Origin of the sequence: Reyranella sp. (assembly GCF_036558665.1) — a bacterium.
GTDB lineage: Bacteria > Pseudomonadota > Alphaproteobacteria > Reyranellales > Reyranellaceae > Reyranella.
Map to the genome: position 1 here is coordinate 142,837 of NZ_DATBFE010000013.1, position 23,542 is coordinate 166,378.

Below are 23,542 nucleotides of genomic sequence, written 5' to 3' on the forward strand. Positions count from 1 at the left end.
GGCGCGTACCATGCCGAACATGTCACCTGACGACAAGGCGGCGGGCTGGGCTGCCTACTACAAGCAACTGCGTGATCGACCGCCCCGCCGCACCCTGCTCGCCGCACTCGATCGCTTCGGCACACCGCAATCGGACGGCGCGCTGGCCATCGATCTCGGTTGCGGTGACGGCCGCGATGTCGTCGAAATTCTGCGGCGCGGTTGGAAGGTCGTCGCCGTCGATGCCGAGCCCGAAGCGCTACGCCAGCTCTCCGCGCGCGATCTGGCCGGCGCCGAACGCCTGACGCCGGTGCTGGCCCGACTCGAAGACGTGCCGCTGCCGCCCGGTGTGCTGCTCGTGAACACAAGCTTCGCCATGCCGCTTTGCGAACCCGACCGATTTCGCGATCTCTGGGCGCGGATTCGCGGCGCGCTTCCTGCCGGCGGCCGCTTCAGCGGACAATGGTACGGGGTGCGCGATTCCTGGCACGGCCGATCCGGGATGACCTTCCTCGAGCGCGCCGAAGCGATGACGATGCTCGACGGCCTCGATGTCGAGCTGTTCGAGGAAGAGGAGGCCGATGGCGTCACGCCTCGGGGCAACGCAAAGCACTGGCATATCTTCCATGTCGTCGCGCGCAAGCCCGGCTAGTGGACAAGGCACCCCGGGTTTCCGACACTCGGGCCATCGGCATCACCGGAGGCAACATGGCCGCTTCGCAATCTTCTGTCGCGTCGCGTGACGTCCCCGTCACGGCTGAAATCGCCAAGCGGGCGACCCATCTCTCATGGCGTGACTTGCCGGACGACCTGATCGAACGCACCAAGCAGTGCCTGATCGACTGGTTCGCCGTCACGGTCGCCGGCGCACAGGAAGAGTTGGCGGACATCCTCGTCAGCGAGGCGCTCGACGACGGTACCACTGGCAAGGCAAGTCTCGTCGGTCGGCGCGAGAAGACGTCACCTGCGGCTGCGGTGCTGATCAACGGCGCGGCCAGCCACGCCCTCGACTACGACGACGTCAACTTCGCGATGGGCGGTCATCCGACGGTGACCGTGGTGCCCGCCTTGCTGGCACTGGGCGAGCAGGTGAAGTCGCCGGGGCGTCTCTTCATCGAGAGCTTCGTCGCCGGCTACGAGACCTCGGGGCGCGTGGGACGGCTGGTGGCGCCCAGCCACTACCAAAAGGGCTTCCATGTCACCGGCACCGTCGGCTCCTTCGCCGCGACAGCCGCCGCCGGCCGCATGCTGGGGCTGGACGAACGGCAGCTCGCCGTCGCCTTCGGCATTGCCGCCACACAAGCTGCCGGGCTGAAGTCGAATTTCGGCACGATGTGCAAGGCGCTCCATGCCGGTACGGCGTCCGAGCATGGCTTGCGCGCCGCGCGCCTCGCCGCCAAGGGTTTCACGGCGCGGGCCGATTCGCTCGAATGCGACCAGGGCTTCGCCTCGTCGCAGAGCGATCATCTCGAGGTCGATGGAGCGCTCGGCGAGCCGCCGTCCGGCTGGCATTTGCGCAATAATCTCTTCAAATACCACGCGGCCTGCTACCTCACGCATGCGCCGATCGAATGCGCGAAGGAGATTCGCCTGAGAAGCAATTTCCCGCCGCAGAGGGTGCGCCAGATCCTGCTCAGGATCGACGCCGGTGCCGACAAGGTCTGCAACATCCCTCATCCCACGACTGGCCTCGAGGCGAAGTTCTCGCTCCGCCAGACGGTAGCCATGGCATTGTCGGGCGTCGACACCGCCAATCTCGCTTCCTATACCGAGGCCGTCACCCGGGAGCCCCGCATCAGGACGCTGCGCGACAAGATGGCCATCGAATTCAAGCCGAATTGGACACATTCGCTGGCCGAAATGGCGGTCGAGCTCGACGACGGCACGACGATCGAAGCCAAGCACGACTCGGGCATCCCCTGGACCGACATCGGCAAGCAGCGCAGCGCGCTGGAGGCAAAGTTCGACAGTCTGGTCACGCCCGTGCTCGGGTCTGGCGGCGCCGAGCGCTTGCGCGACGCGATCGACCGGATCGAGAGCCTGGACGACGTAGGCGAACTCGCGCGCGCCTCCGTGAAGAATTGATGGGGAACGGATGTCGGAGGATTTCAGAACGCGCGCCCGGCTGGTCCCCAAGGGAAATCGCTATGAGGATTTCGAGATCGGCCGGGTCTTCAGGCATCACTGGGGACGCACGATCACCGAAGCGGAAAGCACTCTCTTCTCCACCCTGACTCTCCATTTCAATCCGCACTACTTCAACGCGGCCTACGCCCGGGCGCACGGCCATCCCGGGCTGGTGGCAAATCCGCTGCTCGTCTTCACGACGGTGTTCGGCATGACCGTCGAGGATTTGAGCGAAGGCGGCGGGCCGTTCCTCGGCGTCAACGAGCTCGCCTACCGTCAGCCCGTCTATCCCGGCGACACTCTCCGCGCCGAATCCGTCGTACTCGACCGCCGCGTCTCGGACTCCCACAAGGGGTTCGGCATCGTCACCTGGCACACCAAGGGCTTCAATCAGCGCGAGGAACTCGCTATCGACTTCAAGCGCACCAATCTCGTTCGCCAGAGGAATTCACAGTAATGCCGTACATCACCGAAGAGCGCCGCATGATCCAGGAGCAGGCGCGCGAGTTCACGTTGAACGAAGTGCTGCCGGTGGCCAACAAGCTCGATCCCGAGCGCGGCGATATTCCCATGAGCCTGCGCGACAAGATGGCCGAGCTCGGCTATTTCGGCATCCTGGTTCCCGAGCAGTACGGTGGGCTGGGGCTGGGATGCTTCGAGTACTGCCTCGTCACCGAGGAGTTGTCGCGCGGATGGATGAGCGTCGCATCGCTGATCGCCCGTGGCAATCTGTTGATCGGCTCGCACATGATGAGCGAGGAGCAGCGCGGCCGTTACCTGCCGCGCATGGCCAAAGGCGAGTTCTTGGGGGCTTTCTCGATGTCGGAGCCGAACGCCGGCTCGGACATCTCGAATATCAGTTGCCGCGCGAAGAAGGATGGTGAGAGCTATCTGATCAGCGGTAACAAGTACTGGTGCACCTTCGCCGACGGCGCGGATTTCCTGATCATCATCGCAAGAACCTCCGACGCGCCGCCCGGCAAGCGGCACATGGGCCTTTCCATGTTCTTCGTCGAGAAGAAGCGCGGTGAGCTGCCGTCGGGCTGCAGCGGCGCGCCGATTCCCAAGATCGGCTATTTCGGCTGGAAGACCTGGGAACTCGCCTTCGACAATTTCCGCGTCGACGCTTCCAGCATGATCGGCGAGGAAGGCCATGCCTTCTACTACGCGACGTCGGGGCTCGAGACGGCGCGCGCCCATACCGCCGCCCGCGCCATCGGCCTGGCACAAGGCGCACTCGACGACTCGATCCAATACGCCAACGATCGCAAGCAGTTCGGGCGGTCGATCTCCGACTTCCAGGCCATCCGCTTCAAGATTGCGGACATGGCGACCCAGATCGAGGCGGCGCGTCAGCTCAACTACTTCGTCTGCGAGCAGATCGACACCGGCCAGCGTTGCGACAAGGAAGCCTCCATGGCCAAGCTCTTCGCCTCGGAGATGGCCGAGCATGTGTGCAGCGAAGGTCTGCAGGTCCATGGCGGCGCCGGCTATACCACCCTGCACGCGGTCGAGCGTCACTGGCGCGACGCACGCCTCACCAAGATCTTCGAGGGCACATCGGAGATCCAGAAGCGGATCATCTCCGACCGCCTGCTGGGCCGAGGGAAGAACTGATGAAGGTCTCCGCCCTCACCGGCCGGCACAACTACTTCGAGGACTTCAAGGTCGGCGATGTGATGAAGCACGCCCGCGGCAAGACGATCGAGCCGCTGGAGCAGGTCTGGATCACCAACATCACCATGAATACCGCCGAAGGCCACTTCAACGATCATCTGATGAAGTCGAGCAACTGGGGCCAGAGACTGGGCTTCGGCGGCGTCACCATCTCGATGTGCGTCGGCCTTGCCGCCGAGGATACCGCCGAGAATGCCTTGATGGAGCTCGGCATGGACAGGATCCGGCTGAAGGGGCCCGTCCATCACGGCGACACGCTCTATTGCTATACCGAGGTCCTCGAGAAGAAGGAGGCCGGCCAGCCCGACGCCGGCATCGTGCGCTTCAGGCACTACGGCGTGAACCAGGACGACAAGCACGTCTTCGAGGGCGAGCGCACGGTGCTGATCAAGCGGCGCAGCCATTGGGGCGACCAGTGACCTTCCTCAGGGAAGCGCGCGCCTCGAGTGCCGCTCACATGATGAGCCACCGCAGCGGCGCACTCCGGTGACAGAGGTCCTCGGTGCCCTCGATGGCGTAAAGATCATAGATCTCACGCAGATGCTGGCCGGGCCTTACTGCACCATGCTGCTGGCGGACCAGGGCGCGGAAATCGTCAAGGTCGAGCCGCTCGACGGCGACCACACCCGCATCGTCGGTCCCTACCATGCCGACGATCGGCTCAAGGCGTTCGGCGGTTATTTCGCCTCGGTCAACCGCAACAAGAAGTCGATCGCGATCGACCTCAAGCGTCCAGAGGGTCGCGATCTCGTGAAGCGCCTGTGCAAGGATGCCGACGCCGTGGTCGAGAACTATCGCGGCGGCGTGATGGAGCGGCTCGGCATCAGCTACGAAACGCTGCAAGGAGAGAACCCTCGACTGGTCTATGCCACCATTCGCGGCTTCGGTGATCGTCGCACCGGTGCCAGTCCCTACACCGACTGGCCCGCATACGATGTCGTGGCGCAGGCGTTCGGCGGGGTGATGGCGATCACAGGCCCGGACAAGGACACGCCGTTGAAGGTCGGCCCCGGCATCGGCGATCTGATGCCTGCCACGATGTGCGCGGTCGGCCTCGTGAGCGCCATCTTCCGCGCCCACAAGACCGGCAAGGGACAGTTCGTCGATGTCGGCATGGTCGATGCCATCCTGTCGATGTGCGAACGCATCGTGCACCAGCATGCCTACACGGGCGGCGTGCCAGCGCCGGAGGGCAATCATCATCCCCTGCTCTGTCCGTTCGGCATGTTTCCCGCCGGGGACGGCTTCATCACCATCGCCGCCCATGCCGACACGCACTGGCCCATCCTGTGCCGCCTGATCGGCCGGCCGGAATTGGGCGCCGACCCGCGGTTCGCGACGGTCCAGGACCGCCGCGCCCATCAGGACGAGATCATCGCCGCCATCTCGGACTTCACCCGACGCCACACCAAGCGGGAACTACTGAAGCATTTCGGCGGCCAAGTGCCGTTCGCCCCGGTCAATGATGTAAGCGACATCTTCGCCGATCCACACTTTGCTGTGCGCGACATGGTCGTGCGGGTGCCCCATCCAGGTGTCGCGCAGCAAACGGCCGTCGCAGGTGTCGCCATCAAGATGACGGAGACGCCGGGTCGCGTGCGCCACCGGGCCCCCTTGCTCGGCGAGCATACGGACGAGTATCTGAAATCGATCGGCTGCAGCGCGGCGGAGATTGCCCGCCTGCGCGCCGCCAAGATCGTTGCCTGAGGAGAGGACCATGACCGACCGACCGCCGCGCCGTGCCCGCCGCGTCCAGCTTTCGACGCCCGGCTCCAGCGAGAAGATGATCCAGAAGGCGGCCGAGTCGAAAGCCGATCATGTCTTTCTCGACCTCGAGGATGCGGTCGCCCCCAGCCAGAAGCGCGATGCGCGCAAGAAGATCGTCGAGGGACTGAAGTCTCTGAACTGGGGCAAGAAGACCCGCTGCGTCCGCATTAATGACCTTACGACCGAGTATGCCTTCGAGGACATCATCGAGGTGGTCGAGGGCGCAGGCGAGCATCTCGACACGATCATGATGACCAAGGTCATGACGACGGACGACGTTCTGTTCGCCGACAAGCTCCTGCATCAGCTCGAGAGGAAACTGAAGTTGAAGCGCCGCATTGGCCTCGAAGCGCTGATCGAGGAGGTCGAGGGCATGCAGAATGTCGACGCCATCGCCAGGTGCACGCCGCGGCTCGAATGCCTGGTGTTCGGCATGGGCGACTTCTCCGCCTCGATGGGTGTCACCAACAAGAATGTCGGCGAGACCGGCGGCTATCCCGGCGACATCTGGCACTATGCCCGCTTCCGTCTGGTGATGGCCTGCCGTGCCGCCGGCATTGATCCCGTCGATGGACCTTTCGCCGACTTCCGCAATCCCGACGCCTATCGCGAAGAATGCCAGCGGTCGATGATCCTGGGCTGCGTCGGCAAGTGGGCCATCCACCCCTCCCAGATCGAGGTCGCGCTCGACGTCTATTCACCCAAGGCGGACGACGTCGCGCGAGCTAGAAAGCTCGAGAAGGCCTACGCCGAAGCCGAGGCCAAGGGACTTGGGGCGATCAATGTCGACGGGGTGATGGTCGACGTGGCCTCGATCCGGATCCTGCGCAACACCGTCCTCAACAAGGCCGATCTTTACGGCATGTAGGCCTGCGGGCCGCGGGCGATGAAGCGCATGTTGATTCCCGTCGCCTCGATGCTGGCGATCCAGGTGATGATCTCGATCAGCGTGTTGTCGCTCAGCGTCATGATGCCGGCCGTGGCGAAGGATCTCGCGATCGATCCCAAGCTGGTCGGCATCTTCACCGCCATCATCTACGCTGTTGCGACGGTCATGGCGTTGGCAGCGGCCACACCCATTCTTCGCCTGGGCGCGGTGCGCGTCTGCCAGGCCGCGCTTCTGATGGCCGCGATCGGGCTCGCACTCAATGCGATGGCGGCGGTGGGCGCGACCGTCGCGGCCGTCATCTTCATCGGCGCCGCGCAGGGCCCGCTCAATCCTGCTTCCGCGCATATCCTCACGCAGCGGGTGCCACGGGAATATTTCGGCACGGTGTTCTCGCTGAAGCAGACCGGCGTGCCGATCGGCTTTGCCCTGGCAGGCGTGATCTTCCCGTTTCTGCTGGGATGGGTCGGCTGGCGCGGCGCCAGTCTCGTCGCCGCCGCAGCGGCGCTCGCGGCGGCGCTGCTGGTCGAGCCGCTGCGGCCGCGTCTCGATGTGATTGCCGTCGGCAGCGGGCCGCGTTCCACCATCTGGCGCTCGATCCGCTTCGTGATGGGACACGGACAATTGCGGGTGCTGGGCATCTCGGCCTTCGTCTACGTGATCGCACAGCATACCTTCACGTTCTATCTGGTGACTTACCTTTACGAGAACTGCGGCCTCTCGATCGCGCGCGCCGGAGCTCTCCTTTCGGTCTCGCAGCTCTTCGGCACCGCGGTCCGGCTGGTGAGCGGCGGCGTGGGCGACCGCCTTCCGCGCATGCAGCTCCTGGGATGGACCGGAGTCGGCATGACGGCGGGCAGCATCGCCGTCGGCCTGCTGACGTCGCACACGCCTTTCTGGCTGACGGCTCTGGCGGTGGTCGGATACGGCGCGGTCGTCATCAGTTGGAACGGCACCTCGCAGGCCGAATTCGCGCATCTTTCGCCACCCGGCGAGGCCGCGGCCGTCGCGGCCGTGCAGACCGCCCTTGCCTTCTCCGGCGCCATCTTCGGGCCGCCACTGTTCGCCCTCATCGCGTCCCAGGCGAGCTACCGCGCCGCATTCTTCGCGGTGTCGGCATGCGTGCTGATCGCGGCCGTCTGGCAAATCGCCGTGGCGCGGCGCGGCGTGCTCCCGGCCTGACGGGAACGGCTTTCGGCGCCGCAACACGATTTTTTGTAGTTCGCTCTCTGGCGGCGCGGGATCGAAAGGATCACCCTTGCCCCCAAAAGCAGTGGCCGGCGCGGTTGGGCGTCGGTATTCAGCCAAGGGAGGGTCCGCCATGAAGCTCTACATGCATCCGATATCCACGACGTGCCGTCCGGTGATGCAGTTCATCGCCGACAACGACATCAAGGTCGACATGGAAGTGGTCGACATCCTGAAGGGCCAGCACTACGAACCGACGTACAGCAAGCTCAACCCCAATCACTTGATCCCGCTGCTCGATGACGACGGCTTCCGGCTGACCGAAAGCGCCGCCATCCTGCGCTATCTCGCCGACAAGATCGGCTCGCCGGCCTATCCGAAGGATCTCAAGCAGAGAGCCAAGGTCAACGAGGTGATGGACTGGTTCAATTCCAACTTCTATCGCGACTGGGGGTATGGCCTCATCTATCCGCAGCTCTTCCCGAATCTGAAGCGCGAGGACGCCAAGGTGCAGGAGGCGGTGGTCGCCTGGGGCAAGGAGAAGTCCAAGGCTTGGCTGCAGGTGCTGAACGACCACTGGCTTGGCGCCGGCAAGAAGTATCTATGCGGTGACCAGATCACCATCGCCGACTATTTCGGCGCCGCGATCACCACCGCAGGCGAACTGATCCATTGCGATTTCTCCGCCTATCCCAATATCAAGCGCTGGCTCGACACCTTCAAAGCCGGGCCGAACTATCCGAAGATCTACGAGACCTTCACCGGTTTCTGCGCCTCGACCAAGGGACAGCCCTGGCAGGCCATCTGAAAGGAGCGTCCCATGATCAAGGGCCTGCATCACAACGCCTATCGCTGCCGCGATTCGGAGGAGACCCGCAAGTTCTACGAGGATTTCCTCGGCCTGCCGCTGGTCAATGCCTTCAAGATCGAAACGACGATGACCGGTCGCGGTACCGGCGCCGGCGTGCTGCATTCCTTCTACCGGCTCGACGACGGTTCCTGTCTCGCCTTCTTCGAAGCACCCGACATGCCGTTCGAGTTCAAGGAACAGCACGACTTCGACCTGCACATCGCACTCGAGGTCGAGCCCGCCGCCATCGACAAGATGCTGGCGAAGGGGCGTGCCGCGGGGCATGAGGTGCGCGGCCCCTCGGATCACAAGTTCATCCGTTCGATCTACTTTCGCGACCCCAACGGCTATGTCATCGAGCTTGCCGCCAAGGTGCCCGGCAAGGAGAGCGCCATGGATCCGAGCAAGAACCGGTCGCGCGAGATCCTGAACGACTGGCAGGCGAGCAAGGGCAGCAAGAAGGCCGCGTGACGCTCGGCGACCGCTCAGCCGAGCCGGCGGCGGTAGAGTGCGATCAGCCGCTCCCAGTGCCGCTCCGCCGCGGCCTTGTCGTAGCACCAGCGTTGCGGGAAGGCGAAACCATGATGGACTCCGGCGCAGATCTCGAGCTCGCCGGAGTTGCCTGATTTGTCGAACAGCCCCTTGAGCTCGTGGACCATCGCCGGCGGCGCGAGATCGTCGTGCTCGGCGCAGGAGATGTAGAGCTCGCCCTTCGCCTTCGCGAGATTGAGATGCGGGCTCTCGACCGCATCGCTCACGATCCACGTGCCGTAGAACGAAGCTGCTGCGGCGATGCGGTCGGGATAGCGCGCCGCAGCAGCCAGCGCATAGGGTCCGCTCATGCAGTAGCCATGGACGCCGACGCGCCCGTTCGTCGCCGCCGTCTGTCCGTCGGCGAAGGCGATCAGCGCGGCGACGTCATCCATGACCGGAGGAATCGTCATCTTGGTCCGTACCGCCCGCATGCGCTGATGCTCGGCACTGCCGTTCTGCAAAACATCCGGTCCGTATTTGGTGTCCCTGCCGGCGCGATAGTAAAGGTTGGGCAGCAGAACGTAGTAGCCGACGGTCGCAAGGCGGCGCGCCATGTCATGGAGCTCTTCGCGGATTCCGGGTGCGTCCATGAGGAACAACACCGGCGGATGGGGTCCTCCGCGTTCCGGATGGCAGACGAAGGTTTCAATCCTGCCATCCTTCGTGGCGACGTCCGTGACCGTCTCGATCATCGCTTTCCCCTCACCTGCGTCTATGGCAGCATCCGCGCGGCTTCAAAAGTACAACAGAGCCGTTGGGAGTGAAACGAATGAGACGTGTTCTGCTTTGGTCGGCGGCGTGCGTGCTGGCCGGCTGGGCGGCGCCCGCCATGGCGCAGCTCAGCAACGATATGGTGAAGATCGGCGTCGGCACCGACATGGCAAGCCTGTATTCCGACATCAACGGCCAGGGCGCAGTGGTCGCCACGCAGATGGCCATCGACGACTTCGGCGGCAAAGTGCTCGGCAAGAAGATCGAGCTGATCTCCGGCGATATCCAGAACAAGGCCGACGTCGCCGCCACCATGGCGGGGCGGTGGTATGGCGACGAGAATGTCGACGTGATCCTCGGGTCCGGCGCCTCATCGTCATCCATCGCCACCATGAACGTGGCGAACGAGAAGAAGCGGGTGTATCTCGCGCCCGACCCCGCCTCCTCCGATATCACCGGCAAGCTGTGCAACCCCTATACGGTGCATTGGGTGTACGACACCGCGGCGCTTGCCAACGGCACGGGCTCGGCCATCGTCAAGGCCGGCGGCAAGACCTGGTTCTTCATCACCGCCGACTATGCCTTCGGCCACGCGCTCGAGCGCGACGTGAGCGACGTCGTCAAGAAGGCGGGTGGCACAGTTCTGGGCGGCGTGAAGGCGCCGATCAACACCAGCGACTTCTCCTCCTACCTGCTGCAAGCCCAGGGGTCGAAGGCGCAGATCATCGGGCTGGCCAATGCCGGCGGCGACACCATCAACGCCATCAAGCAGGCGGCCGAGTTCGGCATCGTCAAGGGCGGCCAGAAGCTCGCCGGCCTTCTCGTGTTCATATCCGACGTCCATTCGCTGGGGCTCGACCGTGCCCAGGGCCTGCGGCTGACCGGCGCCTACTACTGGGACCTCAACGACAAGACACGCGCCTTCGCCAAGCGCTTTGCCGAGAAGTACAAGGGCCGCATGCCGACCATGGTGCAGGCCGGCTTCTACTCCGCGGCGCTGCGCTACCTGCAGGTCGTCAAGGAAACCGGGACGGACAAGGCGGAAACGGTGATGGCCAGGTTCAAGTCCGAGAAATGGGACGATCCGGTCTTCGGCCCCAGCTACATCCGCGCCGACGGCCGCAACATGCACGACATGTACCTCTTCGAGGTGAAGGCGCCGTCCGAATCGAAAGGCCCGTGGGACTATTACAAGCTGCTGGCCAAGATTCCGGCCGAGGAAGCGTTCCGGCCGCTCGGTCAGGGCGGCTGCCCGTTGGTCAAGACGAACTAGGCAAAGGAGGGTTTGCCATGGCCGAAGCGTCGAACGTCTATGCCGGCGTCGCCGGCTATTTCGGCAAACCCGATCACACCGGCAAGGTCGGCGTGTTCCGGCGCGCCGCCAAAGGCGGCGACTGGAAGCACGTGCTCGGCGACGTCGAGGCGTTCACCATCTTCGTGCACCCGGACAATCCCGAGACCGTGTTCGCCGGCACCAGCGACGGCGTGTGGCGCAGCACCGATCGCGGCGCCACCTTCACGCGCACCGGCTTCCCCGACGCCGGAAAGCAGGTCTGGAGCTTCATGGTCGACTGCCGCGATCCGCGAAGAATGCTGGCGGGCGCCTCGCCGATCGACGTCTATCGCAGCGACGACGGCGGCGCGGGCTGGCGCAAGCTCGCGACGCCGCAGATCGCCGCGCATTGCAAGGGCCCTTTCGCCTCGCGGGTGATGCGTCTGGCCCAGAACCCGAAGAAGCCCGACGAGATCTATGCCGCGCTCGAGATCAACGGCGTGATGCGCAGCGAAGACGGCGGCAAGACCTGGGCCGACTGCAGCGCGGGCCTGATCAAGCTCGCGGAGCTGCCGCACCTCAAAAGCAAGATCGTGAGCGACACGACCGCCGAGGGCATGCTCGACGGGCATGCGGTGGCGATCAATCCGGCCGCCCCGGACACCGCCATCGTGGCGCTGCGCATGGGCCTGTTCCGCACCGCCGACAAGGGCCGGACCTGGCAGGACATGGAGATGAAGCGCTTCTCGCCCGTCACCTATGGACGTGACGTGAAGGCCTCGCCCGCCGAGCCGAACACGCTTTATGCCGCCCTCTCGGTCGCCGCCTCCAGTCACGACGGCGGGCTCTACCGCAGCCAGGACGGCGGGCAGAGCTGGCAGCGCTTCGACAAGGTGCAGGTGCACGGCACGATCATGTCGATCGGCCTGCACCAGACCGACCCGAACCAGGTCTATATCGGGGCGCGCTACGACGGCGAGGTGTTCGGCACGCAGGACGGCGGCAGGAGCTGGCAGTCGATGCCCCTGCCCGGCGAGGTCCAGCACATCTACTCGATCGCCTGCGGCTGAAGCCGCGCGCGCGACGACTACGCGCTCTCCGCCTCCAGGATCTCGCCGAACAGGTCCCAGGTCTGGCCCTTGAAGCGGGCGAGCTGCACGGCCTGGATCGGATAGTAGTCGGTCGCGCTGGTCGAGACGGTGATGCCGGGAAGCAGCATGGGCACGCGGAACTTTTGGAAGCTCGTGGCCTGCTTCATGACGTTGGCGCGCGTCAGCTCGTCGCCACAGCGCCGCAACGTCTCGGCCATGAGGAAGGAGACGGTGTAGCCGCTGACATTGCCGAGATCGGCAAGATGCGCGGTCGGATGGTACTTCGCCATCCATGCCTTGAAGGCCGCGAGGTCGGGATGGTCCGCCCATCTCGGATCGGTCGGGTCCATCAGGTACATCGCCGTCATGATGCCCTGGACGTTGTCGAACCCGGCGGGCTTCATGACCGAACCGACGCTTGCCGAGACGTTGTTCACGTACTGGATCGGCTTCCAGCCGAGGTCCACCACCTTGCGCATCGCCTGGGCGGCGAATTTCGGCGTGGCGATATTGAAGAAGACGTTGGCGTCCGCGCCCTTGAGCTGGATCACCTGTGAATCGACCGTCGGTTCGTTGATCTCGTAGGTCACATGCTTGACGACGCGGCCGATCTCCTTGCCCAGCCCGGCCTTGAACCCCTCCCAGTAGTCCTTGCCATAGTCGTCGTTCTGCATCAGGACACCGATGCGGGCATCCTTGACCGTGCTCAGGATATGCTTGGCGTAGATCTCGCCTTCGGTGTGATAGTCGGGCGTGAAGCCCATGGTCCACGGGAAGTGCTTGGGGTCGCCCCACTTCGACGCGCCGGTGGCCACGAAGAGGTGCGGCACCTTCCTCTGGTTCATGTACTTGTGGATCGCGGTATTGCAGGCGGTGCCGAGCGTGTTCTCGGTGCACAGGACCTTGTCCTGTTCGACGAGCTGGCGGATGCACTCGACGGTCTTGGGCGGGGAATAGCCGTCGTCGAGAGTGATGAACTTGATCTTGCGGCCGTTGATGCCGCCCTGGTCGTTGATCATGTCCCAGTAGGCCGCGACCGCCTTGCCGTTCACGCCATAGGCGGAAGCCGGACCGCTGTACGGACAAGTGTGCCCGATCTTGATCTCGCTGTCGGAGGCCCCGTCATCGTACTTCTTCTGCGCACGCGAGGGCGTCGCGGTAGCAGCCAGGGCGGCCGATGCGCCGCCGACAAATCTGCGTCGATTGATGCTCATGAATTGACTCCCTAACGGAAACTCTGGCGGTTCCCATGGCGGCGAGCTTACACAGCCGCCTCGGGGTGTGAACAGCGGGTAGAAATTCAGCTCGCCTGAGCCAACAAGCCATTGCCAGCGCCGCCCCGCCACCGGACAATCGCCGCCCATCAGCCCAGCGTCCGGAGTCGTTTCGCGTAAACCTGCTGCAACCGGGGAGGTTTAGCCGATGTCCGCGTCTGTCGCTTCACCCTCGTCAGTGCCGTGGTGGAAGGAACCCACCAAAGACCAGTGGTACGCCTACGTTGCCGCCTGGCTCGGTTGGACGCTGGACGCGTTCGACTTCACGATCTTCCTGCTGATCATGCTGCCGATCAGCAAGGAATTCGGCGTGCCCCTCACCGAGGTCACGTTCGTCTTCACGATCACGCTGTGGTTGCGCCTCCTCGGCGCCACGGGATCGGGCTGGCTGGCCGACCGCATGGGGCGCAAGAAGCCCCTGATGATCTCCATCCTGTGGTACTCGATCTGCAACTTCATCGCCGGCTTCTCGCCCACCTTCGCCTTCCTCTTCATCTTCCGTGCCCTGCTCGGTATCGGCATGGGAGCGGAATGGCCGGCCGGTGCCGCGCTCGCCATGGAGTCCTGGCCGGCGCGCTCGCGCGGCTTCATGAGCGGCTTCCTGCAGGGCTCGTGGGGCATCGGCTTCGCGCTCTCCTCGCTGGCCTACGGCTTCCTCTACGACAGCATCGGCTGGCGTGGCCTCCTGTGGATCGGCATCCTGCCGGCGCTCACCGTCGTGTGGATCCGCTTCTACGTCAAGGAACCGCCGGTGTGGGCCGAGAACAAGCAAAAGCAGACGGCGGAACAGCAGGAAGTGAAGCTGCCGCTATTCACCATCTTCAAGCCGAAATACCTGTTCAACACGCTGACCGGCATCGTCTGGATGGCCGCCTCGTTCTGCGTCTACTACTCGATCTATGCGCTGTTCTCGACCTACCTGCAGAAGGAGATGCAGTGGACGCCGCTCATGGTGGCGACGCCGCTGTTCTGGGCCAATATCGTGGTTCTGCTCGGCAGCGTCATCTGGGGCGCGGTGTCCGACAGGTACGGACGGCGGGCGGCGATCGCGACACCGGCGATCATCGCCATCTTCGTGACGCCGCTCTACCTCTACACCCAGAACCCGACGATCGTGATCCTGGCCTTCATCCTCCAGGGCATGTTGGGCGGCTCGATCTACGGCCAGAACCCGAGCTACCTCACCGAGCGCTTCCCGACCGAGGTGCGGGCGACGGCGGCCGGCTTCGTCTATCACCAGGGCGCGATCTGGGGCGGCCTGATCGCGCCGCTGATCAGCTACTTCGCGGTCGAGCGCGGCATGGGCTTCGCCATGCCGATGATGATCAGCACCATCGCCTCGCTCGTGGTCGTCGTGATCTCGATCGCGCTCAGCCCCGAGACCCGGGGCAAGCAGTTCACCGCCGACATCGAGGTCTTCAAGGCCGCCGATTGAGCTGGCGATCCGGTGCGGCGTTCAACCGCCGCACCGGAACCGCGTGTAGAGGTTGACGCGGTCGACGAGGCGATCCTCCAGGACCTTGTAGGGCCGCCCCTTGCAGGTCCGCTCCATGAACGGCCGGGCGACGTTCCAGGCACGCTCGCGTTCGCGCGCGGGATCGGGCTCGATGACCAGCGTCGCCCGCACGATCATCATGCTGTATTCGTCGTCGGCCTCGGTCGGCGCGATTCGCACCTCGAACAGTCGCCCCTCGACGCGCACCGTCTCGACGCTCGACCTGTCGAGCGTGCCCTTGCTGGCGCAGGCAGAGAGAGCAAGAAACACGACCGCGACCCCGCAAGACATTCTCCGACGTTTCATCGACTGTTCCTCTCTGCCGCGCCAGTATACATGCAAATTGCAGATCACCGCTTAGAGAACCGCAGATGACTGAGCTACTGATTGCTTTGGGGCTCATCGGCGGAGTTGTGGCCGCCCACGAGCTCGGTTTCTGGCTGGGTTCATTGGCCCGCTCGCCTGATGAGCCGTTCGACCGACAAGTAGGCCTGGTCCGGACATCGACCGGCGCTTTGGTTGCTTTCTTGGTCGGCTTCGCATTTTCAGGAGCCGCATCGCGCTTCATCGACCGCCTCGACATTATCGTGAAGGAGGCGATGCACTCGGGACTGCCTATCTGAGAGCCGATACCATTGCCGAACCCCAACGCAGCGAACTGAAGGCCGCGCTGAGAGAGTATGCTGGCGACAGAGTTCAATTGCTGAGTGGGGAAAGGCGCGATCAGATCGAGCCGCTGCTCGCCAAGGTAAATGGCTTGCACGAGCGAATGTGGGAAGCCGCGATCAAGGGCACTCGGGACCGCGCTCCGGTGATGGTGGTCGTTTTGCCGTCGATCAACGAGATCATTGATCTGCATTCGACGCATCTTGCGCTGGCGAGAAGACATCTGCCTCTTCCGATCATGGCAGTGCTCCTGGGAACGGCGGCGATCGGCATTGCCCTCTTGGGCTTCGGCAACGGCCGCGTCGGCCGCCGGTTCTCCCTGCTCGATTGTGTTTACGGCACCGTCCTTGCGATCGCTCTTTGGATGACCATCGATCTGGACTACCCGGGTATTGGTGCAATTGGCGTAAGCAATCGCCCCATCGTGGAAGCCTTGGCGGCAATGAAGTGAGCGATCACTGATCCGCCTGCACGCGGCGCGATGACGAGTTTTTCGCGCCAGTGTACATGCAAATTCCGGATCACCGTATGATCACATGACGAGGGGTGACGCCGCGCGCGACGCCGGCTTATCTCCGGTCACCGGACAGGCTCAGGCGCCCCCAACCGAAGGCCAACGGAGAAGGAATGATCGGTGCGATAAAGGAAGAGGTCGCGAAGACCAGAGTCGGTTCGCGGCTCAAGAATCTCCTGCGACCCTACCTCTGTTACATTCCCGGGCGCACGGCCGCCCCTTCGTGGCAGCGCTCGTTTCGCGTCCTCGAGCAGTACGGCTTCCACCCCAGCACGGTGTTCGACATCGGCGTCGCCTACGGCACCTACGAGCTCTACCGGGCCTTCCCCGACGCGCACTATCACCTGATCGATCCGACGAGAGAATCGCTGCACTACATGCGGCAGCTCCGGCGGCGACTCCGCTGCGACGTCCATCCCGTCGCCCTCGGCCATCGCGACGGCGACGCCGAGATCGAGATCCGCCAGGACATCCAGGGCGCGACCCTGCTGGAAGACGTGGGCGAGCGCGAGATCGTGCGCCACGACCGCGTGCCGATGCGGCGGTTCGACTCCCTGATCGGCGAGATCGCGCGGCCGTCGCTGTGCAAGATCGACGTGCAGGGCGCCGAGCTGATGGTGCTCGAGGGCATGACCGGCCGGCTCGCGAGCCTCGACGCCGTGATCGTCGAGACCAGCACCATAGCGAGCCTCAAGGACGGCCCCGAGGTGCACGACGTGGTGCGCTTCATGCACGACCACGGCTTCGTGGTGGCCGACATCGTCGGCATCACGCGCCGCCCGCTCGACGGCGCCACGGCCCAACTCGACGTGCTATTCGTTCCGCAGGATTCGCCGCTGCGCCGCGACCGGCGGTGGGACGGCGCGTGACCCTCCCGCGGCTCAGGCGAGGCCCAGCCGCTCGCGCAGGCGCGCGGGCAATTTGCCGGAAGCGCCTATCTCGGCGCAGCTCTTCTGCCACTTCGTGAGATAATCCTCGGCTCCCACGTGTGTCCGCTCCGGCCAGCGATTGACGGCGCCCAGGTCCTCGACACAGCCCGGCTCGCCTTCGAGCACCGGCAGGATGTTGAGGACCGCGACGCCTTCGGTGCCCCGCTGGCCTGTTTCGAGGGCGGCGCGGTTGGCGCGAAACCATGCGGCCATGTCGCGATCGGGCGAGGTGTATTTGGTGACGAGATCCTGTCGATATTGCCGGATGGAGACGGCGAAGGCGTTGTCGCCGGCAAACGGCGGCGCCTTCTCCCAGCTTGCCGCGAGAAGGCCGAGGCCGCGGATCGAGAAGGCCTCCACCATGGCCTCCTCCAGCCATTGCGACGGCGGGCTGGGGCTCGCCGAGCGCATCCAACTGTTGCACAGCACGTGGCCGAGCTCGTGCCCGAACTGGTAGGCGAGCTTGCACCAGTCCCGCTCGCCGATATCGACCACGATCCAGGCGGTGGTGGGTTGGTCATCATGCAGCCAGATGTGAGGCAGGCCAGAGGTATGATTGTCGACACGCAACCGCCCGGGCTGCCGGTCAGACAGGAGCCGGACGCCATAAAGGCAGACCGCGCGCATCCTCAGGATGACAAGACGCGCCGAGCCCGGCAGCGATCGGCCCCAGTCGCCGCCAAGTTCCAGAGGTACATCGGCCAGCGACTCCGCCGCGAGGGCTGGCCGGGCATAGGCGCGACGGGTCGGACGGAAGGCACACAGGCCGAGAACGCTCGCTATTGCCAGAAGGCTCCGTCTATCGACCACTGATGGCATCCGGTCGACGGATTCGGGTTCCACTGCCGCACTCCGCTTGTCCAGCAAAAGTCACCGCCCTCAAGCCATTTTGGTCATTCTTGGGCTCTCCGCAGCCGTGTATAGGTGAAACTGGCATCAACCGGAACAAGGGAGCGGGCCGACGCCTGGTGGGGGGACGGCCGCACAACCGACCGATGCCCAGGGGAGATTCGGAAGGGCCGGCAGATGACAAGCATCGACGGAAGCGTCTCGTCCGGGATCGTGGCCGGCAAGAAGATCTACTTCTTTGTGAACAACAAGAACGACGAGATCCAGCGCCATCACGCGGAAGGGAAGTTCTACGAAGACGAGGAACTTGCCGTCATCAAGGAGTTCTTCCCGCGCGGCGGCGTCTTCGTCGACATCGGAGCAAATGTCGGCAATCACACGATCTACGCTTGCAAGTTCCTTCCCCTGACGCAGGCCATTGTCATCGAACCCAATCCGCCGGCCATTGAAATCCTGAGAACCAACGTGGCCCTGAACGGCCTGGACCGGCTGGTCGACCTGTCGCATCTCGGCAAGGGTCTTTACGACAAGCGCGCACATGCGCAAGGGCTCGTGCCGGGAGATGAGATCCTGTTGGATCGCCGGGTCGACTTCATCAAGCTCGATGTTGATGGACTGGAGATGGAGGTTCTGCGCGGCCTCGCCGGAACCATCGCAAAGTGGCGTCCTCGTCTCTTCATCGAGGTGAGCGACCAGCATGCTCAGGCTTTCGAGACCTGGGTCAATCAACACGGCTATCTCACGGTCCGCAGACAGCGGCGCTCGCTGTACGAGAATTGGATGATCGTGCCCATCGAGGCTCTGGAAAGCCACGATGCCCGCCCTGCTTTGAACTGCCCCAAAGCCGAGAACACTGGCCGGATCTCGCCCGCTTCCGCCGCGCCCGGATGTCTGGGTGACATCCATCTGATCAATCTGGACGGCAGCACGGATCGATTGGAAAGGTTCTCCAGGCACAACCCGCATCTCCGAAGCGTGGTGCGCGTATCGGCTGTCGACGGCTCGTCCGTAAATCGGCTGGCATTGGTCGAAGAAGGTATCATCAGCGATGATCTTCCTTATGGACCCGGTTCTTTGGGAACCGCGCTGTCGCACATCGCTTTGTGGAGGAAGGCCGTCTCCGAAAGCCGACCGGTGACCGTCTTCGAAGACGACGTGGTCTGCTCGTTTGATTTCCACGCCGAGGCTGGTCGCATTCAGGAGGAGCTGCCGTCCGATTGGGATATTGTTCAATGGGGTTTTACCTTTAGCCCCCTCTTCGCCTGGCTGGATCTTGGAGTCGCCCATGCCAAATTGGAGTTCTACAATCGGCGATTTGAAGGAAACAACGTCCTCGGCTTTCAATCGCACAGATTTGCGCGATCGCCTCACCGCCTCGCCCACATGTTCGGCGCTTTTGCCTATTCCATTTCAGCGAAAGGCGCCGCGTTGTTGCTGCGGCACTGTTTGCCTTTGAAGAAACGTCTCATCGAATTTCCCGGTGCGGGGGTCGTGATAGATGATGTTGGAATCGACTGCACGATGTGCTCGGTCTATGGGTCCACGCAGGCCTTCGTCTGCATCCCGCCGCTAGTCATTCACGACCATACGCAAAGCTCCAATCGGATCGAATTGGATGGCCTCAACCCGACGTAGGTCATGTTGGTGTTTTCTCAGCAGGGGCCGCACTCTGAAGTTCTTTCAAGACATAAGTGTCGCCCCTCCGCACATACTCCTCGGAAGGATATCGGTACCAATCGACCGTCAAGACTCCGTTCGTCGAGTTGAACCTGCCATAGCCTTTGGTTCCCTTGTGGCGGACAACATTTCCATTTTTGGAGAGTTGCAAGATTCCATTCCAATGAGGATGTCGTGCCTTCAGCTCAACGACTTCGTTTTCGTCAACTTCCGATTGTTCTATCTTTTCGAGCAGCTTGTTCTCGGCATATCGCGCCAGTCCCGGCATCCAATCCGCCGTGGCCTGGTTGATGTCGGATGCCGAGGTTCCCTGCCTAGCGATGTGCGGATAAGTACATATTGACCTGATCACGTGGTCTGATGTCGTGGCCGCATTTCGATAAAAAGTATCGATCTCCCGGCAGGACTCGGGGTCCCATTTCAAGATCGAATCGTACGCTCCTTCATGTATCAGGTCGAAATGACACGCGAATCCCCGATGATAGAAAAGGTGATAATCCTGGTCATAGAGTTCGAGCTCCAGATCCTGGGCCGCAGTCCCAAAGTGCGGTCCTCCGCTGAATCTTTCCCATTTGGAACGTGTTGCCCATAGATGCGGCAACAGCTCCTTGAGACGTTCGATACCGGCGGCTGTAAACTCACAGTCGTCTTCCATGATGATTATCCAGGGAAGCCGCTTCTCCTTCGCCAGGGAAATGCATTTCATGTGGGATCTGCCGCAGCCGATCCAGCCGGACTCGTCCTTGATCGCCGATATCCTCGTATAGGGTAGATGCAAGCGATCGCACGCCTCCGAAATGCGCTCCCACCGATCCTTCCTGGAGTCCAGATTGATGATGAAGACCTCGGGAAACTTCACCGGATCGTGGGCTGGTTGCACTCGCGAAAGTTCAGCGCCAAGCAGCTTCCGGGCCTCTTCTATGCCTTCTGGCACATGTAGATCGGCACCCTTGTCGAAGGTGACGTAGCCATAGACCTGACGGTTGTCGAGGTATTGTGGAATCGCTCTTTTGCGAGCGACATCCGACAGGATGACGTATTCGTACCGGTGGCTGTCATCTTCGTAGGTCAATTCGCCAAGGACGTCGGCACGCATCAGATAGGTCGTATGAACGACCGGAACCTCCACGATGCCACGTACCCAGCGATGGACGATCCAGTCATACTGGTCGCAATGCTGGTAGTAGCCATTGGCGTCGATTTCCGCGTGATAGTTGGAATAACGCGCATTGGGGCTGATTGACCTCAGGAACGGCGCGACGATCGGCAGGTTGAGCGCGACCAGTTCGCGAAGCGTGCAGGGTCGTATGAAGTTGTCGACATCGGCGACGAAATAGAAGTCGCACGCTCTGTCCAAGGCCTTCCGCAGGCTGATATTGCGGATCTGCGCCAGGACGCGAAAGCGTGTCGGGTTCCATTCGTGGACCCCGAACTGCTCCACCTTGTCGGCGACATTCGTCGTGTCGAACTCCACACCGGCATAGAGATGGCCGACCCTGTCGATCCAGTCGCGCAGGATATGCTCGGTCGAGTCGGTGTTGTTGTTCGTCCGGACGTACAGGAAGATCGACGATTTCGGATAGTCGAGCGCCTCGACGCACTCGAGGTAGAGAGGCAAGGAAGGTTCCTTCTGCTTGGCCAGGATGGCCAGGAGAACGCGGGGCGGCTTGTCGAGGCGGGTGCGCAGGGATCGAACCTCGCCAATCGGATGCTGTGCCGTGAAACCTTGCTCACCCAACTTGCCCAATCGCGGCACACCGGGAAGCCTTTCGCTGGCAAAACGGGCGTTCTCGACGATTCGCTTCATGGTCTCGCCAGAGACCTTGCCCTCCGTCAGAATCCTGAGGCTTGCGTCCAGGGATTCCTTGTAGTGCCCGGCCCAATAGCCATTGACGGCGAACTCGTCCAGCAGGCCGTATTCATAGATCCACGGCTCGACGAACAATCCGCCCGGCTGCGGAATGTCGATCCCGCGCCTGGCGATCTCGTATCCTTCCTGGTTGCGACCCTTGTATCGGCAGAACCGACTCGCGCCATGCAGCGCCTCGGTCCGGCACGGTTGCGCGGCCGCCGCCCGCAGGTAGGCATCGATGACCTCCTGTTCGGGACGTTCCAGCGCCTCCATGAGCTTCGCGGCTTCGTAGAGGGCGACGAAGACCTCCTCCTGCCAGAAGCCCAGCCTGGCGCGCGCCAGGTACATCTCCAGCGCCCTTTCCTTCTCGCCGCAATCCCGATAGCTCTGTGCCAGATAGAAGGAGTAGCGTGAGATCAGGAAGGGATCGGTCTCGGTGAGCAGGGCGGACTTGAGCAGCGCTCCGTCCTTCACATAGGTCTCGGGATCACGGCGCCGCGCTCCATCGTGATTGCAGCGCATCAGGATCGGGAGATGTCCGGAATCGCGCGCCTCCTTGCATTCCAGAAACTCGTGCAGCACGCCGCGCCAATACCAGGCCAGGCTGTTGCGGACGAGCTGCGTCCGATGATACCGGATGTTCGCGAAATCGATGTCCAGGCTGTAGGAATCGGCGGTGAGCTCGGGCAGCCGGTAGCCCTCCGGCAGTTCCATCGCATCGTCGGCGTCGATGATGAAGGTGTAGTCGGCGTGCGGCCGCGCCAGGGCCAGCGCTTCCGAGCGGTTGTGGGCGAAATCCTTCCACGGCTTCTCGTACAGTTGTCCCGGCACCCCCTTGTCGCGGAAGAACTCGCGGATGATCTCCTGCGTGCCGTCGCTCGAGCCGGTATCGACGATCACCCAATAGTCGATGATCGGCAGCACCGAGGCGAGGCAGCGGCGAATGACCGGCGCCTCGTTCTTCACGATCATGTTCAGGCAGAGCTTGTTCGTCATCGGCATCCCTGCATTGGCCGCCGCGCGGCCGGACGGCAAGAGGATGGCCCAGCCAGCCGGGCGGGGTGTTGTGACATCTTGGGGTGCCCTTCCGACAGCCGGACCACCTTCACGACAGGCTGAAGACATACACCCGCCGACGCCGATGCGCCTCGACCGGCGGGAGAGCAAGCGCGGCCCTGACGCGACGATCCCGCGGGCGTGACCGCCGCGGGATCCGGGATCGATAGTCCTGCAGCAGCGTCCCGCCGGATGCCGCCGGGGAGCGCGACTTCCTGCGAAATCGCGCTCCCGGTGGCTCGGGTCGGCTAGCCGTGCGGCTTGAAGATCTTGTCGATCGTCTGCGGGCCGTGCGGATCGTCGAACGCCAGGCCGCCTTCGACCTTCGAGCCGTGCGGGTCGGGCAGACCGCCCACCCCGTCCTTCTTCGGCATGTTCGGGTTGCCGCCGAAGGGGAAGTCCTTCGGCTGCAGGCCCGACCACGCGCCGAGGTCGGCCAGGAGCTGCCTCGGATCGGGCGCGTTGACGTTGTCCGTGCCCGCCGTGTGGCCGTTGCCGCCCTGCGCTCCCTGGAGGAAGGACAGCGGGCCGTTGCCGTGGCGGACATCGTCCTCGTGGATCCCCACCTTGTCCCACTTGTCGTGGTGGTGATGGTGGCGATCGTGGTGGTGATGATGGCGATGGCGGTCGTCGCAATCATCCGGGTCGCCGGTGGCGCCGGTGGCTCCCGTTGAGCCGGTCGAGCCCGTGGCTCCGGTTGCACCCGTCGCTCCGGTCGCACCAGTCGCCCCGGTGGCTCCGGTCGAGCCGGTGGCTCCCGTTGCACCAGTGCTGCCAGTGGCACCTGTTGCCCCAGTTGCCCCAGTTGCCCCAGTTGCTCCAGTCGCGCCGGTTGCACCCGTAGCGCCAGTGGCTCCAGTAGCGCCGGTCGCGCCAGTGGCTCCGGTCGCACCTGTTGCTCCAGTAACCCCGGTCGAGCCGGTAGCACCCGTGGCTCCGGTTGCACCTGTCGAGCCAGTCGCACCCGTGGCCCCAGTTGCACCGGTCGCTCCAGTGGCGCCGGTAGCTCCTGTCGCTCCAGTCCGGCCAGTTGCACCTGGTGCCCCGGTGGCACCTGTTGCTCCAGTGGCACCGGTCGCTCCAGTCCGACCGGTTGCGCCTGTTGCTCCCGTGGCGCCAGTGGCCCCAGTGCTACCGGTAGCTCCGG

23 protein-coding genes are annotated in these 23,542 nt (G+C 63.6%); 17 read left to right on the plus strand and 6 right to left on the minus strand.

What is annotated here, in order from left to right; genetic code table 11:
• The first annotated feature begins 19 nt into the window (after window positions 1-19).
• The 10 genes from VH499_RS03120 (at window position 20) to VH499_RS03165 (ending at window position 8,945) form a co-directional block, all read left to right on the plus strand.
• Window positions 20-631 (plus strand): class I SAM-dependent methyltransferase, encoded by a 612-nt coding sequence (locus VH499_RS03120; RefSeq protein ID WP_332051222.1) that lies wholly within the window; start codon window positions 20-22, stop codon window positions 629-631.
• A 56-nt stretch (window positions 632-687) separates the two neighbouring features.
• Window positions 688-2,064: an MmgE/PrpD family protein gene (locus VH499_RS03125; protein WP_332051223.1), complete on the plus strand. Its 1,377-nt coding sequence runs from the start codon at window positions 688-690 to the stop codon at window positions 2,062-2,064.
• A gap of 10 nt (window positions 2,065-2,074) precedes the next feature.
• Window positions 2,075-2,563 carry a MaoC family dehydratase gene (locus VH499_RS03130; protein WP_332051224.1) on the plus strand — a complete coding sequence of 163 codons (489 nt, stop codon included), beginning with the start codon at window positions 2,075-2,077 and terminating at the stop codon, window positions 2,561-2,563.
• Window positions 2,563-3,723, plus strand: a complete 1,161-nt coding sequence (locus VH499_RS03135) for an acyl-CoA dehydrogenase family protein (RefSeq protein WP_332051225.1) — start codon at window positions 2,563-2,565, stop codon at window positions 3,721-3,723. The genes VH499_RS03130 and VH499_RS03135 overlap by 1 nt, the downstream gene beginning before the upstream one ends.
• Entirely contained in the window at window positions 3,723-4,202 is a 480-nt protein-coding gene (locus VH499_RS03140; protein WP_332051226.1) for a MaoC family dehydratase, read from the plus strand. Before VH499_RS03135 ends, VH499_RS03140 begins: the two co-directional genes overlap by 1 nt.
• Before the next feature lie 67 nt (window positions 4,203-4,269).
• Window positions 4,270-5,490 carry a CoA transferase gene (locus VH499_RS03145; protein WP_332051227.1) on the plus strand — a complete coding sequence of 407 codons (1,221 nt, stop codon included), beginning with the start codon at window positions 4,270-4,272 and terminating at the stop codon, window positions 5,488-5,490.
• 10 nt (window positions 5,491-5,500) lie between these two features.
• Window positions 5,501-6,418 (plus strand): CoA ester lyase, encoded by a 918-nt coding sequence (locus tag VH499_RS03150; protein WP_332051228.1) that lies wholly within the window; start codon window positions 5,501-5,503, stop codon window positions 6,416-6,418.
• Window positions 6,419-6,436: 18 nt separating this feature from the next.
• Window positions 6,437-7,618 (plus strand): MFS transporter, encoded by a 1,182-nt coding sequence (locus VH499_RS03155; RefSeq protein ID WP_332051229.1) that lies wholly within the window; start codon window positions 6,437-6,439, stop codon window positions 7,616-7,618.
• Between the two features lie 139 nt (window positions 7,619-7,757).
• Window positions 7,758-8,432, plus strand: coding sequence for a glutathione S-transferase family protein (locus VH499_RS03160; RefSeq protein ID WP_332051230.1), 675 nt, complete (start codon window positions 7,758-7,760; stop codon window positions 8,430-8,432).
• A 12-nt stretch (window positions 8,433-8,444) separates the two neighbouring features.
• Window positions 8,445-8,945 carry a VOC family protein gene (locus tag VH499_RS03165; RefSeq protein ID WP_332051231.1) on the plus strand — a complete coding sequence of 167 codons (501 nt, stop codon included), beginning with the start codon at window positions 8,445-8,447 and terminating at the stop codon, window positions 8,943-8,945.
• 14 nt (window positions 8,946-8,959) lie between these two features.
• On the opposite strand, the gene VH499_RS03170 is transcribed toward VH499_RS03165, so the two are convergent.
• On the minus strand, window positions 8,960-9,700 hold the full coding sequence (locus VH499_RS03170) for a dienelactone hydrolase family protein (RefSeq protein ID WP_332051232.1): 741 nt from the start codon (window positions 9,698-9,700) through the stop codon (window positions 8,960-8,962).
• Window positions 9,701-9,777: 77 nt separating this feature from the next.
• Here VH499_RS03170 and VH499_RS03175 point away from each other — a divergent pair, with 77 nt between their 5' ends.
• The gene (locus VH499_RS03175; protein WP_332051233.1) at window positions 9,778-10,992 is read left to right on the plus strand and encodes an ABC transporter substrate-binding protein; all 1,215 of its coding nucleotides are present in this window, start codon (window positions 9,778-9,780) and stop codon (window positions 10,990-10,992) included.
• Window positions 10,993-11,009: 17 nt separating this feature from the next.
• The gene (locus VH499_RS03180) at window positions 11,010-12,062 is read left to right on the plus strand and encodes a VPS10 domain-containing protein (protein ID WP_332051234.1); all 1,053 of its coding nucleotides are present in this window, start codon (window positions 11,010-11,012) and stop codon (window positions 12,060-12,062) included.
• 17 nt (window positions 12,063-12,079) lie between these two features.
• Here VH499_RS03180 and VH499_RS03185 read toward each other — a convergent pair whose 3' ends face one another.
• Window positions 12,080-13,297, minus strand: coding sequence for an ABC transporter substrate-binding protein (locus VH499_RS03185; protein WP_332051235.1), 1,218 nt, complete (start codon window positions 13,295-13,297; stop codon window positions 12,080-12,082).
• Window positions 13,298-13,505: 208 nt separating this feature from the next.
• Between VH499_RS03185 and VH499_RS03190 the strand changes: the two genes are divergently transcribed.
• On the plus strand, window positions 13,506-14,792 hold the full coding sequence (locus tag VH499_RS03190) for an MFS transporter (RefSeq protein ID WP_332051236.1): 1,287 nt from the start codon (window positions 13,506-13,508) through the stop codon (window positions 14,790-14,792).
• Window positions 14,793-14,813: 21 nt separating this feature from the next.
• Here VH499_RS03190 and VH499_RS03195 read toward each other — a convergent pair whose 3' ends face one another.
• The gene (locus tag VH499_RS03195) at window positions 14,814-15,158 is read right to left on the minus strand and encodes a hypothetical protein (protein ID WP_332051237.1); all 345 of its coding nucleotides are present in this window, start codon (window positions 15,156-15,158) and stop codon (window positions 14,814-14,816) included.
• A gap of 65 nt (window positions 15,159-15,223) precedes the next feature.
• Between VH499_RS03195 and VH499_RS03200 the strand changes: the two genes are divergently transcribed.
• The 3 genes from VH499_RS03200 (at window position 15,224) to VH499_RS03210 (ending at window position 16,901) form a co-directional block, all read left to right on the plus strand.
• On the plus strand, window positions 15,224-15,475 hold the full coding sequence (locus tag VH499_RS03200; RefSeq protein WP_332051238.1) for a hypothetical protein: 252 nt from the start codon (window positions 15,224-15,226) through the stop codon (window positions 15,473-15,475).
• A 77-nt stretch (window positions 15,476-15,552) separates the two neighbouring features.
• Window positions 15,553-15,969: a hypothetical protein gene (locus VH499_RS03205; RefSeq protein WP_332051239.1), complete on the plus strand. Its 417-nt coding sequence runs from the start codon at window positions 15,553-15,555 to the stop codon at window positions 15,967-15,969.
• 176 nt (window positions 15,970-16,145) lie between these two features.
• Window positions 16,146-16,901, plus strand: coding sequence for an FkbM family methyltransferase (locus VH499_RS03210; RefSeq protein ID WP_332051240.1), 756 nt, complete (start codon window positions 16,146-16,148; stop codon window positions 16,899-16,901).
• A 12-nt stretch (window positions 16,902-16,913) separates the two neighbouring features.
• Here VH499_RS03210 and VH499_RS03215 read toward each other — a convergent pair whose 3' ends face one another.
• Entirely contained in the window at window positions 16,914-17,771 is an 858-nt protein-coding gene (locus tag VH499_RS03215; protein ID WP_332051241.1) for a hypothetical protein, read from the minus strand.
• A 216-nt stretch (window positions 17,772-17,987) separates the two neighbouring features.
• Between VH499_RS03215 and VH499_RS03220 the strand changes: the two genes are divergently transcribed.
• Window positions 17,988-19,445, plus strand: coding sequence for an FkbM family methyltransferase (locus tag VH499_RS03220; RefSeq protein WP_332051242.1), 1,458 nt, complete (start codon window positions 17,988-17,990; stop codon window positions 19,443-19,445).
• 1 nt (window position 19,446) lies between these two features.
• Here VH499_RS03220 and VH499_RS03225 read toward each other — a convergent pair whose 3' ends face one another.
• Both VH499_RS03225 and VH499_RS03230 read right to left on the minus strand, forming a co-directional pair.
• Window positions 19,447-22,506 (minus strand): glycosyltransferase, encoded by a 3,060-nt coding sequence (locus tag VH499_RS03225; RefSeq protein WP_332051243.1) that lies wholly within the window; start codon window positions 22,504-22,506, stop codon window positions 19,447-19,449.
• Window positions 22,507-22,643: 137 nt separating this feature from the next.
• Window positions 22,644-22,961, minus strand: coding sequence for a hypothetical protein (locus tag VH499_RS03230; RefSeq protein ID WP_332051244.1), 318 nt, complete (start codon window positions 22,959-22,961; stop codon window positions 22,644-22,646).
• Between the last annotated feature and the right edge of the window lie 581 nt (window positions 22,962-23,542).

Bases quoted from the DNA above. Each gene is read 5' to 3' on its own strand.
- VH499_RS03120 (WP_332051222.1), top strand. From the start codon at position 20: ATGTCACCTGACGACAAGGCGGCGGGCTGGGCTGCCTACTACAAGCAA.
- VH499_RS03125 (WP_332051223.1), top strand. From the start codon at position 688: ATGGCCGCTTCGCAATCTTCTGTCGCGTCGCGTGACGTCCCCGTCACG.
- VH499_RS03130 (WP_332051224.1), top strand. From the start codon at position 2,075: ATGTCGGAGGATTTCAGAACGCGCGCCCGGCTGGTCCCCAAGGGAAAT.
- VH499_RS03135 (WP_332051225.1), top strand. From the start codon at position 2,563: ATGCCGTACATCACCGAAGAGCGCCGCATGATCCAGGAGCAGGCGCGC.
- VH499_RS03140 (WP_332051226.1), top strand. From the start codon at position 3,723: ATGAAGGTCTCCGCCCTCACCGGCCGGCACAACTACTTCGAGGACTTC.
- VH499_RS03150 (WP_332051228.1), top strand. From the start codon at position 5,501: ATGACCGACCGACCGCCGCGCCGTGCCCGCCGCGTCCAGCTTTCGACG.
- VH499_RS03155 (WP_332051229.1), top strand. From the start codon at position 6,437: ATGAAGCGCATGTTGATTCCCGTCGCCTCGATGCTGGCGATCCAGGTG.
- VH499_RS03160 (WP_332051230.1), top strand. From the start codon at position 7,758: ATGAAGCTCTACATGCATCCGATATCCACGACGTGCCGTCCGGTGATG.
- VH499_RS03165 (WP_332051231.1), top strand. From the start codon at position 8,445: ATGATCAAGGGCCTGCATCACAACGCCTATCGCTGCCGCGATTCGGAG.
- VH499_RS03170 (WP_332051232.1), bottom strand. From the start codon at position 9,700: ATGATCGAGACGGTCACGGACGTCGCCACGAAGGATGGCAGGATTGAA.
- VH499_RS03175 (WP_332051233.1), top strand. From the start codon at position 9,778: ATGAGACGTGTTCTGCTTTGGTCGGCGGCGTGCGTGCTGGCCGGCTGG.
- VH499_RS03180 (WP_332051234.1), top strand. From the start codon at position 11,010: ATGGCCGAAGCGTCGAACGTCTATGCCGGCGTCGCCGGCTATTTCGGC.
- VH499_RS03185 (WP_332051235.1), bottom strand. From the start codon at position 13,297: ATGAGCATCAATCGACGCAGATTTGTCGGCGGCGCATCGGCCGCCCTG.
- VH499_RS03190 (WP_332051236.1), top strand. From the start codon at position 13,506: ATGTCCGCGTCTGTCGCTTCACCCTCGTCAGTGCCGTGGTGGAAGGAA.
- VH499_RS03195 (WP_332051237.1), bottom strand. From the start codon at position 15,158: ATGAAACGTCGGAGAATGTCTTGCGGGGTCGCGGTCGTGTTTCTTGCT.
- VH499_RS03200 (WP_332051238.1), top strand. From the start codon at position 15,224: ATGACTGAGCTACTGATTGCTTTGGGGCTCATCGGCGGAGTTGTGGCC.
- VH499_RS03210 (WP_332051240.1), top strand. From the start codon at position 16,146: ATGATCGGTGCGATAAAGGAAGAGGTCGCGAAGACCAGAGTCGGTTCG.
- VH499_RS03220 (WP_332051242.1), top strand. From the start codon at position 17,988: ATGACAAGCATCGACGGAAGCGTCTCGTCCGGGATCGTGGCCGGCAAG.